Here is a 15,170-nt window from a genome sequence, read left to right as displayed (position 1 = left end):
CTTGCTTCATGCGATGCCTGATCAACTTTTTGGTGCTCGCGTCTAACAACCACGGAGGTTTGCTCTGCGCGCTGCCTGTCAAACACTTCCCATGCCCGCGTCGGAAATGCCCTGCAAGCGACTACACTGTTGCCGTAGGAAACAGTTTGAAATAGTCACCCGGTTGAATAGCCCGGTGCAGCACCTTATATACCCCGCAGTACGCTATATCTTTAGCAAAAGGAGATTTCTACAACCATGATGCGCATCCTGCTGTTTTTGGCCACTAACCTGGCGGTCGTGCTGATTGCCAGCATCACCCTGAGCCTTTTCGGCTTCAACGGGTTCATGGCGGCCAACGGGGTTGATCTGAACCTCAATCAGCTGCTGATTTTCTGTGCGGTCTTTGGTTTTGCCGGTTCGCTGTTCTCGCTGTTCATCTCCAAGTGGATGGCGAAGATGAGCACCAGCACCCAGATCATCACCCAGCCACGCACCCGTCACGAGCAATGGCTGCTGCAAACCGTCGAGCAATTGTCCCGGGAAGCCGGGATCAAGATGCCTGAAGTCGGAATCTTCCCGGCTTACGAGGCGAACGCGTTCGCTACGGGCTGGAACAAGAACGACGCACTGGTCGCGGTCAGCCAGGGCTTGCTGGAGCGTTTCTCGCCCGATGAAGTGAAAGCTGTACTGGCCCACGAAATTGGCCACGTGGCCAATGGCGACATGGTCACCCTGGCGCTGATTCAGGGCGTGGTGAACACCTTCGTGATGTTCTTCGCACGGATCATCGGCAACTTTGTCGACAAGGTGATCTTCAAGAACGAGGAAGGCCAGGGTATTGCCTACTACGTGGCGACCATCTTCGCCGAACTGGTTCTGGGTATTCTGGCCAGTTCCATCGTCATGTGGTTCTCGCGCAAGCGTGAATTCCGTGCCGACGAAGCCGGTGCACGTCTGGCCGGTACTGGCGCGATGATCGGCGCACTGCAACGCCTGCGCGCCGAACAGGGCCTGCCGGTGCACATGCCGGACACCCTGAACGCCTTTGGCATCAACGGCGGCATCAAGCAAGGGTTCGCCCGGATGTTCATGAGCCACCCTCCGCTGGAAGAGCGTATCAACGCACTGGCTCGACTTCAGCGCTGATTATTCACCACCAAAAAAGAAGGCCCGCAGTGATGCGGGCTTTTTTTTATTTGCTGTATTGATGCAGTGCTCGCGAAGGGGCCAGCAAATTCAACGCAACCTAACGGCTGGAAACCCGATACACCCGCTCCTCAAGTCGAGTGACACCCGCCTCCAGGAATTTTCCGCTCGCACTCAGAACATCCTGATCTTCCAGGATCTTCAAGGCCCACGACCCACCGAACAACCGCCTCACTTCATCATCCAGCACAGCAAACGGTGGGCCGTCCATTTGCGCCTGATCGTAGTCCAGGGTAATCAACAACCCCTGCGACTCCTTCGGCAAAATGCGGTTCAGGTGCGAGGCATACTGTTCGCGCATTTTCGGGGGCAAGGCAATCAACGCCGCGCGGTCGTACAGTGCGCTGCAGTCGGCGACATCGCCGGCCGTCAACTCAAAGAAATCACCGCACCACAATTCGATAGAACCTGCGCGGTAAACCTTGAAAGGCCCTTGCTCGCTGACGTCAGGATCAAGCTGATGCTCATTGAAGAAATCCTCAATGGCCTTTTCCGAGAGCTCAACGCCCAAAACCTCATGCCCTTCGCGTGCAAGCCACAGCAAATCCAGACTCTTCCCGCACAGCGGCACCAGTACGCGCGCGCCATCTTCCAGACCCAATTGCGGCCAGAAACGCTGCAGATAAGGATTCACTTCCGGCAGATGAAAGCCGATCTGATTCGACGCCCATCGTTTGTGCCAAAACTCCGGCTGCATAATTAATCCCAAAAATTCGATCAAAAGACCCTAAAACTTATATTAGATTTAGATCAATGATCTGACTGAAGATGGTGCCATCTTACTCTCAGGAGCTGATTCATGTTCCCTAGCCTGTACATATCCCACGGCTCCCCCATGCTGTCGCTGGAACCTGGCGCCAGCGGCCCGGCCCTTGCTCGACTGGCCGCCGACATTGCGAAACCAAAAGCCATCGTGATGGTATCCGCGCACTGGGAAAGCAACGAACTGCTGGTCAGCGGCAATCCCCAACCGGAAACCTGGCACGACTTCGGCGGTTTTCCACAGGCGCTGTTCGATGTTCAATACCCGGCACCAGGGGATCCCCTATTGGCGGCAGACGTTGTGACCTTACTGAAGGCCGCCGATCTACCGGCACGACTCGATACCAAACGTCCGTTCGATCACGGTGTGTGGGTGCCGTTGACATTGATGTACCCGCAAGCCGATATCCCCGTGGTGCAAGTCTCGCTGCCCACCCGTGGTGGCCCTGCCCTGCAAACCCGCGTCGGTCATGCCTTGGCGAGCCTGCGTGAACAGGGGGTGCTGCTGATCGGCTCTGGCAGCATCACGCACAACCTGCGTGAACTGGACTGGCACGCAGGACCGGAAAGCGTCGAGCCATGGGCCAAATCCTTCCGCGACTGGATGATCGAGAAACTCGCGGCCAACGACGAAGCGGCGCTGCACGATTATCGTCAGCAAGCGCCGAATGCCGTGCGTAATCACCCGAGTGACGAGCATTTGTTGCCGTTGTACTTTGCCCGCGGGGCCGGGGGTGAGTTCAGTATTGCGCATCAGGGTTTCACCATGGGTGCGCTGGGCATGGACATTTATCGCTTTGGCTGATCGGTAGACCGCGATGATCGTTCCCACGCTCTGCGTGGGAATGAATCAATGGACGCTCTGCGTCAGCTTCTGGGACGCGGAGCGTCCCCGGCTGCATTCCCACGCAGAGCGTGGGAACGATCAGGCAAAAAAAATCCCCGAACCAGTCGGGGATTTTTTATGTGCGATCAATCAGCTCAAGAGCGGATCAATCTTCGCGATAGCGACGCAGTTTCAACTGCTTACCGGCAACGCGAGTGTCCTTCAGTTTGGTCAGCAGTTTTTCCAGACCATCTTCCGGCAGCTCGACGAGGCTGAAGCTGTCACGCACCTGGATGCGACCGATGGCTTCACGAGCCAGACCACCTTCGTTCAGGATGGCGCCCAGCAGGTTCTTGGCAGCGATACCATCACGCGCACCCAGCGCGGTACGGCAACGAGCACGACCTTCAGCCAATGGAACCGGAGCACGACGCTCACGATCACCACGGTCTGGACGATCACCGGTACGCTCTGGACGATCGCCACGCGGTGCGTTGTTCGGCACCAATGGACGTTCTTTCTCGATCGCAGCCAAGGTCAGCGCCTGAGCGTTGGTCGCCTTGCGCAGCAGAGCAGCGGCCAGTGCACGCGGGGTGCAACCGATGTCGGCAGTCAGGCGATCCAGCAGATCACCGTGAGTCGACTCGGCATCGGCAACCAGCGGCGACAGGCTGTTGGTCAGTTTCTTGATGCGGGCATCAAGAACGGCCTGGGCGTCCGGCAGGCGAACTTCTGCAACCTTTTGACCGGTTACGCGCTCGATCACTTGCAGCATGCGACGCTCACGCGGAGTCACCAGCAGCAGTGCACGACCTTCGCGACCGGCACGGCCGGTACGGCCGATACGGTGAACGTAGGATTCCGGATCGTACGGCATGTCAACGTTGAACACGTGAGTGATGCGCGGAACGTCCAGGCCACGAGCAGCAACGTCGGTCGCCACAACGATGTCCAGACGGCCATCCTTGAGGGATTCGATCACGCGCTCACGCTGGTTCTGGGCAATGTCACCGTTCAGCGCAGCGGCTTTGTAGCCTTTGGCTTCCAGGGCACTGGCCAGGTCCAGGGTCGCTTGCTTGGTGCGCACGAACATGATCAGGGCGTCGAAATCTTCCACTTCCAGCAGGCTCAATACAGCCGAGGTCTTCTGGTCAGCGTGAACCAACAGGTGAGCCTGTTCGATCGCGGTAACGGTCTGAGTCTTGGTCTGGATCTTCACGTGTTGCGGATCGCGCAGATGGCGTTCTGCAATGGCACGGATCGACTGCGGCAGGGTGGCCGAGAACAATACGGTCTGACGGGTTGCAGGCAGTGCCTTGAAGATAACTTCGAGGTCGTCCATGAAACCCAGCTTGAGCATTTCGTCCGCTTCGTCGAGAACCAGGTGGTTCACGGTAGCCAGGACTTTTTCGTCACGACGCAGGTGGTCGCACAGACGGCCCGGAGTGGCGACAACGATCTGTGCGCCATTACGGATTGCTTTCAGTTGAGGACCCATAGGGGCGCCGCCGTAAACGGCCACAACGGTAACGCCCGGCATTTGCTTGGCGTAGGTTTCGAAAGCGGTTGCTACTTGCAGCGCCAACTCACGGGTTGGCGCCAGGATCAGGGCTTGCGGCTCGCGCTTGGCAGGATCGATGCGATGCAGGATCGGCAGGGCGAACGCGGCGGTTTTACCGGTACCGGTTTGCGCCTGGCCAATCATGTCGTGGCCGGCCATGATGATCGGGATCGATTGCTGCTGAATAGCCGAAGGCTCTTCGTAGCCAGTCGCAATGACGGCTGCAAGGATATTCGGATTAAGATTAAAAGCGGCGAAGCCGCCGGTTTCCTGGGTCATGGGTCTGCCTCTAAGTGCATCCGCAAAGACCCATGCTCCAAAGCTGCGCATGCCGTGTAAGACTCAAGAGTCGCCCTGGCTGCTTTGTCGGCGGGGATTTGCGAAAACGAATGAATGAAAAAGATTCGTCAAGGGAGAGTCCGCTGTGCGGACGTGCAGCCGAAGCTGACTTCGGGGAATTGCGCTACCTAAACGCGGCCCGGTTAAAGGCCGGCGCGCACTATACCGGAATTCGCCCAAAAAGGGAGCATTATTTGTCGGAAAACTGACGGATACACCGTTGTGTCACAGGCTTTGCGGATAATCGTGCAACGGTCTATTTTTCAAAGGCCCGGCCCCGCTGGCGATGGCGCTAAAACGGTTCATCGTTATCAGGTCGTCCTGCGGTCTGACACCCCCCTTCCCGTCCGAGGATTTTGCTCCATGAATCAGCCCGCTAGCAGTCGTGTCACCCGCGAAAGACACGGTCATGTCCTGATGATCGGCCTGGATCGGGTGGCCAAGCGCAATGCCTTCGACCTTGAGCTGCTCAACGAGCTGAGCCTGGCTTATGGCGAGTACGAGGCTGACATCGACGCGCGGATCGCGGTGGTGTTCGCCCATGGCGAGCATTTCACCGCTGGGCTGGATCTGGTCAGCGCGAGCGGAGCGTTGGCCGAAGGCTGGCAAGTACCGCCGGGGGGCTACGATCCATGGGGTGTTTTTGCCGGCCCCCGAGTCAGCAAACCGGTGATTGTTGCCGCGCAGGGCTACTGCCTGACCATCGGCATTGAGTTGATGCTGGCCGCAGACATCAACCTGTGCGCCAGCAACACCCGATTCGCCCAGAAAGAAGTACAACGCGGGATCTTCCCGTTCGGCGGCGCGACATTGCGTCTGCACCAGCTGGCTGGCTGGGGCAATGCGATGCGTTGGCTGCTGACCGGCGATGATTTCGATGCCCATGAAGCGTTGCGCATGGGGTTGGTCCAGGAAGTCATGGCCAGCGAGGACCTGCTGCCACGGGCCATTGAATTGGCCGAACGGATTGCCAGCCAGGCACCACTGGGCGTGCAGGCGACGCTGATGTCAGCACGACAGGCGCGCTATGAAGGGGAAACCGCAGCGGCGCTGGGATTACCGCCGCTGGTGAAAAAATTGATGGCGAGTGAGGATGCCAAGGAAGGGCTGCGGTCGATGGTCGAGAAGCGGCCCGGGATCTTCAAAGGGCTTTAGTTTTGTGTTGGTTTTGAGGGCTTGCCCGCGATGAGGCCATTAAAGACAACACATCAAGTCGCCGGGCGAATCGCCTTGATCAGCGACTGCAACGAATACCCCAGTCGGGGCGCCAGCCCTTGCGCCCGCGCGATCAAACCGTCCATGTCCAGTTCCTGATCCAGCTCCGAAGGCACGAGCAAAATCACATTGCCCTCTTTCACCGGCAGCTCCCAGTAATGCCGGTGATAGAGCCCACGCAACAACGCAGCCCCCAACGGTTTGCCATCATCGGTGGCCCATTGGTTGATCACCAGCCAGCCACCCGGATTCAGGCGTTTCTGACAGTTTTCCAGAAAGCTCCAGGCCAGATGCCCGACACCCGGCCCGACATCGGTGTAAAGGTCGACGAAGATCAGGTCCGCCGGCTCAGCGGTATCAAGAAGCTCCAGTGCATCACCGACGCGGATATACAGCCGAGGATCGTCTTCCAGCCCAAGGTATTCGATGGCCAGGCGCGGTACGTCCGGGCGCAATTCAATCGCCTCGACATCTTCCAACGGCAAAAACTTGAGGCACGCCTGGGTCAGTGTTCCCGCGCCAAGCCCCAGAAACAGCGCGCTTTCCGGCTGCTCGTGGCACAACGCACCGATCAGCATCGCCCGGGTATAGTCGTACTCAAGCCAGCTCGGATCAGCGGTGAAGACGCAGCTCTGTTCGATGGCATCGCCGAACTCCAGAAAACGGTAGTCAGCCACTTCCAGCACGCGTATTACGCCGAACTCATCCTGTACCTCGGCGAGCAGATGCTCGACGCGCTCCTCAGTCATTTCGTCTCCTGATCGTTGCCGACGCGGCAACGCAATAAACCGCGAGGGGGCGCGGCAAAGGCGCGATTGTCCGCGATGCGACGGGAACAGGTCACGCACTAATTGCTGATAACATGGCAGTCCGAGCGTAAAACACTAGAGAACGTGATGAGCCAACCCTGGAGCCCTGACAGCTGGCGCGCCCTGCCGATCCAGCAACAACCCCATTACCCCGACGCCGCTCATTTGCAGCAGGTCGAGCAAACCCTGGCCAGTTATCCGCCACTGGTATTTGCCGGTGAGGCCCGGGAGTTGCGCCGTCAGTTTGCCGAAGTGACCCAAGGGCGCGCGTTCCTGTTGCAAGGTGGCGATTGCGCCGAGAGCTTCGCCGAGTTCTCTGCCGCGAAAATTCGCGATACGTTCAAAGTTCTGTTGCAAATGGCCATCGTCATGACCTTTGCCGCCGGCTGCCCGGTGGTCAAGGTCGGTCGCATGGCCGGGCAGTTCGCCAAGCCACGCTCGGCCAATGACGAAACGATCGACGGCGTGACCCTGCCCGCCTACCGGGGCGACATCGTCAATGGCATCGGTTTCGATGAAAAAAGCCGCGTGCCGGACCCGGAACGCCTGCTGCAGTCCTACCACCAGTCCACCGCCACCTTGAACTTGCTACGCGCATTCGCCCAAGGCGGATTTGCCGACCTGCATCAGGTGCACAAGTGGAACCTGGACTTCATCGCCAACTCGGCACTGGCGGAAAAATACAGCCACCTGGCCGACCGCATTGATGAAACCCTGGCATTCATGCGCGCCTGCGGCATGGACACCTCGCCGCAGTTACGCGAAACCAGTTTCTTCACCGCCCACGAAGCGCTGCTGCTGAACTACGAAGAAGCCTTCGTGCGACGCGACAGCCTGACCAACGATTACTACGATTGCTCGGCGCACATGCTGTGGATCGGCGACCGCACCCGTCAACTCGATGGCGCACACGTCGAATTCCTGCGTGGGGTGAATAACCCGATCGGAGTGAAGGTTGGCCCGAGCATGGACCCTGAGGAGCTGATTCGTCTGATCGACGTGCTGAACCCGGACAACGATCCCGGTCGCCTGAACCTGATCGCGCGGATGGGCGCCAACAAGGTCGGCGATCACCTGCCGGCATTGATTCGCGCCGTGCAGCGCGAAGGCAAGCAAGTGCTCTGGAGTTGCGACCCGATGCACGGCAATACCATCAAGGCCAGCAGCGGCTACAAGACCCGCGATTTCGCGCAGATCCTTGGCGAGGTGAAGCAGTTCTTCCAGGTTCATCAAGCGGAAGGCAGTTATGCCGGCGGTATCCACATCGAGATGACCGGGCAGAACGTGACCGAATGCATTGGGGGGGCGCGGCCGATTACCGAGGATGGGTTGTCGGACCGGTACCACACCCATTGTGATCCGCGGATGAATGCAGATCAGTCGCTGGAATTGGCGTTTTTGATTGCCGAGACACTGAAGCAGGTACGGCGCTAAACCGCGTCGCCTCCATCGCGAGCAGGCTCGCTCCCACAGTTGACCGAGTTGTCCGGAAGGACGCGATCTAATGTGGGAGCGAGCCTGCTCGCGATGAGGCCTGCTCAAACACCACTGAACTGTGCCAATGCCCCCCTCAATCTGGCCGCACTCACCCGCTGACAATTCAACTGCACCCGCTCCAGCCCCAACCAATCCGCCATCCGCCGCAAATTGATCGCCAGCGCGAGCATCCCTTCGTCATCCAGCCCCGGCTCTTCCTCATGCACGGCGTGCACCGCCAATCGCCCCAGCGCCCGCTCCGCCCGCAGATCCACCCGCGCGGCAATCCGTTCGTTGTGCAAGAACGGCAACACGTAATACCCGTAAACCCGCTTGTCCTGCGGGGTGTAAATCTCCAGCCGATAGCGAAAATCAAACAACCGCTCGGTACGACTGCGCTCCCACACCAGCGAATCAAAGGGTGAAAGCAACGCACCGGCCACAACCTTGCGCGGTATTTTCGGATCGGGCAGGCAATAAGCCGGTTGCCGCCAGCCTTGCACTTCGCAAGTCAGCAACTCCCCTGCCTCGACCAGTTCCGCCAGGCGCGGACGACTGTCTACCGGGTTCAGCCGGAAATAGTCGCGTAAATCCTTTTCCGTGCCGACACCCAACGCCGTCACTGCGTGCAATAACAGTCCGCGTTGAGCCTCAGCTTCACTGAGCAAGGGCTGCTGTAAAACGGCTGAAGGAATCACCCGCTCCGGCAAATCATAAAGACGTTCGAAACCACGTCGGCCGGCCACCGTCACTTCACCGGCGGCAAACAACCATTCCAAAGCATGCTTTTCCACGCTCCAGTCCCACCACGGCCCGGCCCGTTCCTGACGGGTCGACAGGCTGCCAGCACCCAGTGCACCGAGCTCTTCGACCGACGCCAGCACCCGGCGAATCGTGTCCTGCTGTTCGCGCCCGAAACGCGCCAATTGCTGATAGATGTCTTCGCCGCGACTCGCGCGCTGCATGCGCCAGCGCATCAGGGGATACATCGACAACGGCAGCAACGAGGCTTCATGCCCCCAATATTCAAACAGCGTACGACGTCGGCCCTGACTCCAGGCAGCCTGGTCGAGCAAATCGGATGAGTAGTTACCGAGGCGGGAAAACAAGGGAAGGTAGTGCGAACGCACCAACGCATTGACCGAGTCGATCTGCAGAATGCCCAGCCGTTCGATCAGGCGGTTGAGTTGCAGCGCGTTGATCGCGGCTGGCGACTGCCGCCCGTTGAACCCTTGGGCAGCCAGCGCCAGACGTCGAGCCTGCGTGTTGGAAAAGGACAGCGTTGCGGGCATGAATACCTCCGTGTCTGCTCGCAACCTACCTCACCAGAGAGGGGTTTGTGTAGCAATGGCCTCATCATTTATGCATCGGATCATCCCAGAACGGTCTGATCGATTCATGTTCAACATCGGCGCGACTCATGCCGATGTCCTTCAGTGCTTCATCGCTCAAACTCGCCAGCAGTTCGCGTTCGCGATGAAGTTCGTACCAGCGACTAAACTTGTGCAGCAAATCAGATACCACGTGGGTTGAGAATTTGTGTTCCGTTACATGCTCGTGATGACCTTTCATCTTGTTGTCCTCCGTTGGGGATGGCCCAAGTCTCGCCCCGGGGATAAGATCAATCCAACGAATGTTTCTGATGGTAACCATCTCGGAGATTGATGGATGTCCGCGTTCCCCAGTATCGATACGGATGTGCTACGGACCTTTGTCGCCATCGCCGACCAGGGCGGTTTTACCCGTGCCGGGGAATTGGTCAATCGCACGCAGTCGGCGGTGAGCATGCAGATGAAGCGTCTGGAAGAGGACGTGTTGCAGCGCCAGTTGTTCGAACGCGATGGGCGACAGGTCAAGCTGACCGCCGAAGGCCAGGTTTTGCTGGGGTATGCGCGGCGCATCCTCAAACTCCACAGCGAAGTCTTCAACACGCTGCGTGAGCCGCACATGGTCGGCACCGTGCGCATCGGTACGCCAGATGATTACGTGATGCGCTTTTTGCCAGGAATTTTGTCGCGCTTCGCCAAGAGCTATCCGCTGATCCAGATCGAGGTTCACTGCGAATCATCAAAACAATTGCTGCTTCGTCAGGATCTGGACCTGTCCATCGTGACCCGCGAGCCCGGCACCGAGATTGGCCAGTTGCTGCGCAAGGAACGTTTTGTCTGGGCCGAGGCGCAATGCTTCAGCGCCCATGAGCAGACGCCGCTGCCCCTGGCAATGTTCAACAGTGATTGTTTCTGCCGGTTGTGGGCGTGTAATGCGCTGGATGCAATGGGCAGCGACTACCGAATTGCGTACAACAGTTCGAGCCTGTCGGCCTTGATGGCCGTGGTCAGCGCCGGGTTGGCGGTGACTGCGCAGCTGGAAAGCCTGATCACCCCGGACATGCGTATCCTCGGTGAGGCCGAAGACCTGCCGCAGTTGCCGGAAGCCTGCATCATGCTCGTGCGTAACCTGCACAACCCCTCCCCCATCACCGAGTGCCTGGCCGAGCACATCGTCGAAGGCTTCAAACTTTAAACGCGAGCATCACCGCGCAGCAATCGCTCCGGCGGAGCGTGGGCGATCTTCACCCCCCAACTGATAAACGGCCTGCCAACATCCGAAACTGACAGCCTCCAGCCTTGCGACTGATGCCGCGAAACACCCCGGATCGCCACTCATCCAAAATTATCTGGCGCATTAAAGATTCGCCCGCTAGATTCTGAGGACTACCGATCAAGGCTTTTGAAATGACCTCCGAACGCGACACCCTGGATAACTGCGAACACCTGCTGTTGGATAATCAGGCCTGTTTCGCCCTGCATTCGACTTCGCTGCTGATGACCAAGGTCTATAAACCGCTGCTGCAAGCGCTGGGCCTGACCTATCCGCAATACCTGGCGATGATGGTGCTGTGGGAGCGCGATGGTCTGACCGTCGGTGAAATCAGTACGCGACTGCTGACCGATCCCGGCTCACTGACCCCGTTGCTCAAGCGCCTGGAAGTTGAAGGTCTGCTCAGCCGCACCCGCAGCCGCGAAGATGAACGGGTGGTGATCGTCGAACTCACCGAACAGGGCCGCGCCTTGCGGGACAAGGCACGCAGCATTCCGCAGTGCATCCTCGGTGCTAGCGGGATGTCGGTGGAGAGGCTGAACAAACTGCAAGCGGAGCTGCAAATACTGCGCAGCAATCTGCAAGACAGCCTCTGATCCCCCAGCCAACCTAAATCCCCCTGTGGGAGCGGGCTTACTCGCGAATGCGATGTGACATTCAGCATTGATGTTGGCTGACACACCGCTTTCGCGAGTTCAAGCCCGCTCCCACATTCGTTTTGCAGTGTTCTTTCGGCCACATTCGTCTTTTCCCCAAAAAATTTTCAGCGCTGAAAATCCGCTCTCCACAGCTCTAGCTCAGCCCTTCACATCATCCAACCAAATCCACGGCAAATCTTTTTCAAAAATTTATCTTGCGCGCCAAATACTTGCGCGATACATTCATCTCGCACTTACTTAGCGCGCAAACATTTAGCGCAAAACACCCAAACTGAATGAGGCTCACACCATGCAAACTCTCTACACCGCAATCGCAACTTCCACCGGTGGCCGTGATGGGCGTGCTGTTTCCAGTGACAACATCCTCGACGTCAAACTCGCCACCCCGAAAGAACTCGGCGGTGCTGGCGGCGCGGCGACCAACCCTGAGCAACTGTTCGCAGCCGGTTATTCCGCTTGCTTCATCGGCGCCCTGAAATTCGTCGCCAGTCAGACCAAGCGCTCCATCCCCAACGACGCCTCGATCACCGCCCATGTCGGCATCGGCCAAATCCCCGGCGGTTTCGGTCTGGACATCGACCTGCACATCAGCCTGCCAGGCCTTGAACAAACCGACGCGCAATCCCTTGTCGACGCCGCCCACCAGGTCTGCCCGTACTCCAACGCCACCCGTGGCAACGTCGATGTGCGCCTGCACGTTACCGTCTAACCGCTGATCCCAAGGCCCGAACAGGAAACGAACATGAACACTTTCAGCAAAGTCTTGACCGGTACCCTTCTCGCCCTGTCCATCGGCAATGCATTCGCTGGCAACGGTGTTGAACACAACACCCAGGCATTCCTCGACGTATTGAACGCCGGTACTGGCAAGCCGATTGAACAGCTTTCCCCCAAAGACGCCCGCGCCGTACTGGTGGGTGCGCAAGCCGGGGTTAAACTGACGCTGCCAAAAGTTGATGTCAGCGAGAAGACCATTCAAGTCGACGGCCAGCCGCTGCGCCTGACCATCGTCCGGCCAGCCGGGGTCAAGGGCGAGCTGCCAGTGTTCATGTTCTTCCACGGAGGTGGCTGGGTATTGGGCGACTTCCCGACCCACGAACGATTGGTTCGTGACCTGGTGGCGGGTTCGGGGGCGGCGGCTGTATTCGTCAATTACACCCCGTCGCCGGAAGCGCATTACCCGGTGGCGATCAACCAGGCGTATGCGGCGACCCAATGGGTGGCCGAGCACGGAAAGGAGATCAACGTTGATGGCAAACGTCTGGCCGTGGCCGGCAATAGCGTCGGTGGCAATATGGCGGCAGTCGTTGCGCTGATGGCCAAAGACAAGGGTACGCCGGCGATCAAATTCCAGGTGCTGTTGTGGCCGGTGACGGATGCCAACTTCGACACCGCGTCTTACAACCAGTTTGCCGAGGGGCACTTCCTCACCAAAAACATGATGAAGTGGTTCTGGGACAACTACACCACCGACGCCAATCAGCGTAACGAGATCTACGCCTCACCACTGCGGGCAACCACCGCCCAACTGAAAGGCTTGCCACCCGCGCTGGTGCAGACGGCGGGCGCTGACGTTCTGCGCGATGAGGGCGAAGCCTATGCACGAAAACTCGACGAGGCCGGGGTGCCGGTGACGGCGGTTCGCTACAACGGCATGATCCACGACTACGGTTTGCTCAATGTGGTCAGTCAGGTGCCAGCGGTGCGCTCGGCGATGCTGCAAGCGTCCGAAGAACTCAAAGAGCATCTGAAGAAGTAACACGTTTCAATTGTGGGAGTGAGCCTGCTCGCGATAGCGGTAGACCAGTCAACATCTTTGTTGAATGCAAAATCGCAATCGCGAGCAGGCTCGCTCCCACAAGGGGTTCACCGTTGAAGCTGAAATTGCAGGCACAAAAAAGCCCGACTCAATGGTCGGGCTTTTTCATTCCTGAAGCAGTGCTTATTTAGCACGGCCTTTGTAGGAGCCGCCTTCGCGGGTATCGATCTCGATCATGTCGCCGATTTCGATGAAGTCAGCTACCGACAGCTCGGTACCGTTCTTCAGTTTGGCAGGCTTCATCACCTTGCCGGAAGTGTCACCGCGAGCGGAACCTTCGGTGTAGTCAACCTGACGCACGATAGTGGTCGGCAGTTCTACGGAAACCAGACGCTCTTCGAAGAAGATCGCTTCGCAAACATCGGTCATGCCTTCTTCAACGAAAGGCAGAACGGCTTCGATGTCTTCAGCGTTCAGCTCGTACATGGTGTAGTCGGTGGTGTCCATGAACGTGTAGGTGTCGCCGCTGATGAAGGACAGGGTCGCTTCTTTGCGGTCGAGGATTACGTCGTCCAGTTTGTCGTCGGCGCTGTAAACGATCTCGGTCTTGTAACCGGTCAGCAGGTTTTTCAGCTTGGTCTTCATGATCGCGCTGTTACGACCCGACTTGGTGAATTCAGCTTTCTGAACCAGCCAAGGATCGTTTTCGAGACGGATCACGGTACCGGGTTTCAGTTCTTTACCAGTTTTCATTGCGAATATCCGAATTTGGATGGGATTTACAAAAATCTAGGCCGCGTATCATATCCAATTTACATAAAACTGTACCAGCGCCGCGGCAAGATCGGCCTGCAAGGCTTGTTCCAGACACCACGCCTCAGCGTGTTTTTGCAGCTCTGGCCAATGTTTGCGGGCCATGCGCCAGTGGTCGGACATATCATGACCGGCATTCCATGCGTGCCAAAGACCGTTGATCGCCTGACTGGCAGCCTCGGACAAGCCTTTTGTGTACAGCGCGAGGAACGCATCGAGCTTGTCCAGATGGATGTCTTCCTCCTGCTGATAGATGTGCCAGAGCATTGGCCGGCCCGCCCATTGAGCGCGAACGAAGGAATCTTCACCGCGCACGGCGTTGAAATCGCAGCACCAGAGCAACTGATCGTATTGATCCTGTCGGACGAACGGCAGCACCTGGACAGTCAAGCCGTCACGCACATGCAGAGCCCCCGCGGCCAATCCTTCAATGCCGAGCCAGCGTTCGACATCGCCGAGTATCCGGCCTTCGGGCACCAGCACATGCGTGGGTGTCGAATCGGCGGCCAGTACATCCAGCCAACTCGACAACCCGGCATTCTCATAGGCAAACAGCGAGATCAATTGCGCATCAGGGGCACGATCAATCCCCAGCCCTTGAAGAAATTCCTGCTGCGCCTCGGGACTTCGCTGGAACTGCCAGCGGCGATCGAGCAACCCTGTTTCACGCAGCAGCCCTCCGGTGCCCTTCTGGAACCCCGGAAAGAAGAAGTACTTCTGCACCGTTTTGTACTTGACCGACGGCAATCCGTGGCAGCCGATCACCCAGTCCTCGGCGCTCAGGTAATCGAGGTTCATCCACAGCGGCGGTTGCTCCCGTGCGGCCATGGCGTCCATGTAGACACTCGGCAACTGACAGGCGAACGCGGCGATCACCACATCCGCCGCTTCGGTGATCTGCCACTCTGTTGACCATTGGCGCACATCGACACCTGACTGCCATTGCTGCGCGGCATGGCAATCGATCTCGGGGCACAGACGCTCGAAGGCGCGCAGGTCATCGACCCACAAACGTACGTCGATGGCGTGCTCGGCCACCAGTTGTCGAGCCAGGCGCCAGGTCACGCCGATGTCGCCAAAGTTGTCGACCACGGTGCAAAAAATATCCCAGCGCCAGCGGTTTTTCACTTGAGGCAGTTCAGGCATTCCAGGTTCCCGTTGG

15 protein-coding genes are annotated in these 15,170 nt (G+C 58.4%); 8 read left to right on the top strand and 7 right to left on the bottom strand.

What is annotated here, in order from left to right; translation table 11 throughout:
- The first annotated feature begins 237 nt into the window (after nucleotides 1–237).
- Nucleotides 238–1,128: a protease HtpX gene (gene htpX / locus J2Y56_RS15645; RefSeq protein ID WP_007943709.1), complete on the top strand. Its 891-nt coding sequence runs from the start codon at nucleotides 238–240 to the stop codon at nucleotides 1,126–1,128.
- Nucleotides 1,129–1,228: 100 nt separating this feature from the next.
- Here the strand turns inward: htpX and J2Y56_RS15640 are convergent, their stop codons facing one another.
- Nucleotides 1,229–1,885 (bottom strand): thiopurine S-methyltransferase, encoded by a 657-nt coding sequence (locus tag J2Y56_RS15640; protein WP_007943710.1) that lies wholly within the window; start codon nucleotides 1,883–1,885, stop codon nucleotides 1,229–1,231.
- Between the two features lie 102 nt (nucleotides 1,886–1,987).
- On the opposite strand from J2Y56_RS15640, the gene J2Y56_RS15635 reads away from it, so the two are divergent.
- Nucleotides 1,988–2,755, top strand: a complete 768-nt coding sequence (locus tag J2Y56_RS15635; RefSeq protein ID WP_310351206.1) for a class III extradiol ring-cleavage dioxygenase — start codon at nucleotides 1,988–1,990, stop codon at nucleotides 2,753–2,755.
- Between the two features lie 187 nt (nucleotides 2,756–2,942).
- Here J2Y56_RS15635 and J2Y56_RS15630 read toward each other — a convergent pair whose 3' ends face one another.
- Nucleotides 2,943–4,616 (bottom strand): DEAD/DEAH box helicase, encoded by a 1,674-nt coding sequence (locus tag J2Y56_RS15630; protein ID WP_007943712.1) that lies wholly within the window; start codon nucleotides 4,614–4,616, stop codon nucleotides 2,943–2,945.
- A 423-nt stretch (nucleotides 4,617–5,039) separates the two neighbouring features.
- Between J2Y56_RS15630 and J2Y56_RS15625 the strand changes: the two genes are divergently transcribed.
- Nucleotides 5,040–5,831, top strand: a complete 792-nt coding sequence (locus J2Y56_RS15625) for a crotonase/enoyl-CoA hydratase family protein (RefSeq protein ID WP_310333655.1) — start codon at nucleotides 5,040–5,042, stop codon at nucleotides 5,829–5,831.
- Between the two features lie 53 nt (nucleotides 5,832–5,884).
- On the opposite strand, the gene J2Y56_RS15620 is transcribed toward J2Y56_RS15625, so the two are convergent.
- Complete coding sequence (locus tag J2Y56_RS15620) at nucleotides 5,885–6,640, bottom strand: spermidine synthase (RefSeq protein WP_007943714.1); 756 nt, start codon at nucleotides 6,638–6,640, stop codon at nucleotides 5,885–5,887.
- Nucleotides 6,641–6,787: 147 nt separating this feature from the next.
- Here J2Y56_RS15620 and J2Y56_RS15615 point away from each other — a divergent pair, with 147 nt between their 5' ends.
- A complete protein-coding gene (locus J2Y56_RS15615; protein ID WP_007943716.1) occupies nucleotides 6,788–8,134 on the top strand; it encodes a class II 3-deoxy-7-phosphoheptulonate synthase in 1,347 nt (448 codons plus the stop codon).
- A gap of 104 nt (nucleotides 8,135–8,238) precedes the next feature.
- Here the strand turns inward: J2Y56_RS15615 and J2Y56_RS15610 are convergent, their stop codons facing one another.
- Both J2Y56_RS15610 and J2Y56_RS15605 read right to left on the bottom strand, forming a co-directional pair.
- Nucleotides 8,239–9,468, bottom strand: coding sequence for a winged helix-turn-helix domain-containing protein (locus tag J2Y56_RS15610; protein WP_310351203.1), 1,230 nt, complete (start codon nucleotides 9,466–9,468; stop codon nucleotides 8,239–8,241).
- Nucleotides 9,469–9,532: 64 nt separating this feature from the next.
- Nucleotides 9,533–9,748 carry a DUF1127 domain-containing protein gene (locus J2Y56_RS15605; RefSeq protein ID WP_007943638.1) on the bottom strand — a complete coding sequence of 72 codons (216 nt, stop codon included), beginning with the start codon at nucleotides 9,746–9,748 and terminating at the stop codon, nucleotides 9,533–9,535.
- 96 nt (nucleotides 9,749–9,844) lie between these two features.
- Here J2Y56_RS15605 and J2Y56_RS15600 point away from each other — a divergent pair, with 96 nt between their 5' ends.
- The 4 genes from J2Y56_RS15600 to J2Y56_RS15585 all read left to right on the top strand — a co-directional run bounded on the left by J2Y56_RS15600 (nucleotide 9,845) and on the right by J2Y56_RS15585 (nucleotide 13,195).
- Entirely contained in the window at nucleotides 9,845–10,699 is an 855-nt protein-coding gene (locus J2Y56_RS15600; RefSeq protein ID WP_310351198.1) for a LysR substrate-binding domain-containing protein, read from the top strand.
- A 212-nt stretch (nucleotides 10,700–10,911) separates the two neighbouring features.
- On the top strand, nucleotides 10,912–11,373 hold the full coding sequence (locus J2Y56_RS15595; protein ID WP_007943636.1) for a MarR family winged helix-turn-helix transcriptional regulator: 462 nt from the start codon (nucleotides 10,912–10,914) through the stop codon (nucleotides 11,371–11,373).
- 352 nt (nucleotides 11,374–11,725) lie between these two features.
- Nucleotides 11,726–12,145: an organic hydroperoxide resistance protein gene (locus tag J2Y56_RS15590; protein WP_007943635.1), complete on the top strand. Its 420-nt coding sequence runs from the start codon at nucleotides 11,726–11,728 to the stop codon at nucleotides 12,143–12,145.
- Between the two features lie 33 nt (nucleotides 12,146–12,178).
- A complete protein-coding gene (locus J2Y56_RS15585) occupies nucleotides 12,179–13,195 on the top strand; it encodes an alpha/beta hydrolase (RefSeq protein WP_007943634.1) in 1,017 nt (338 codons plus the stop codon).
- A 183-nt stretch (nucleotides 13,196–13,378) separates the two neighbouring features.
- Here J2Y56_RS15585 and J2Y56_RS15580 read toward each other — a convergent pair whose 3' ends face one another.
- Nucleotides 13,379–13,948 (bottom strand): elongation factor P, encoded by a 570-nt coding sequence (locus tag J2Y56_RS15580; protein ID WP_007943632.1) that lies wholly within the window; start codon nucleotides 13,946–13,948, stop codon nucleotides 13,379–13,381.
- A 48-nt stretch (nucleotides 13,949–13,996) separates the two neighbouring features.
- Nucleotides 13,997–15,154 (bottom strand): elongation factor P maturation arginine rhamnosyltransferase EarP, encoded by a 1,158-nt coding sequence (earP, locus tag J2Y56_RS15575; protein ID WP_033048863.1) that lies wholly within the window; start codon nucleotides 15,152–15,154, stop codon nucleotides 13,997–13,999.
- Nucleotides 15,155–15,170 lie beyond the last annotated feature (16 nt).

Origin of the sequence: Pseudomonas sp. BE134, from assembly GCF_031456105.1 — a bacterium.
Classification (GTDB): Bacteria; Pseudomonadota; Gammaproteobacteria; order Pseudomonadales; family Pseudomonadaceae; genus Aquipseudomonas.
This window is presented reverse-complemented; position numbering and strand designations above follow the sequence as displayed.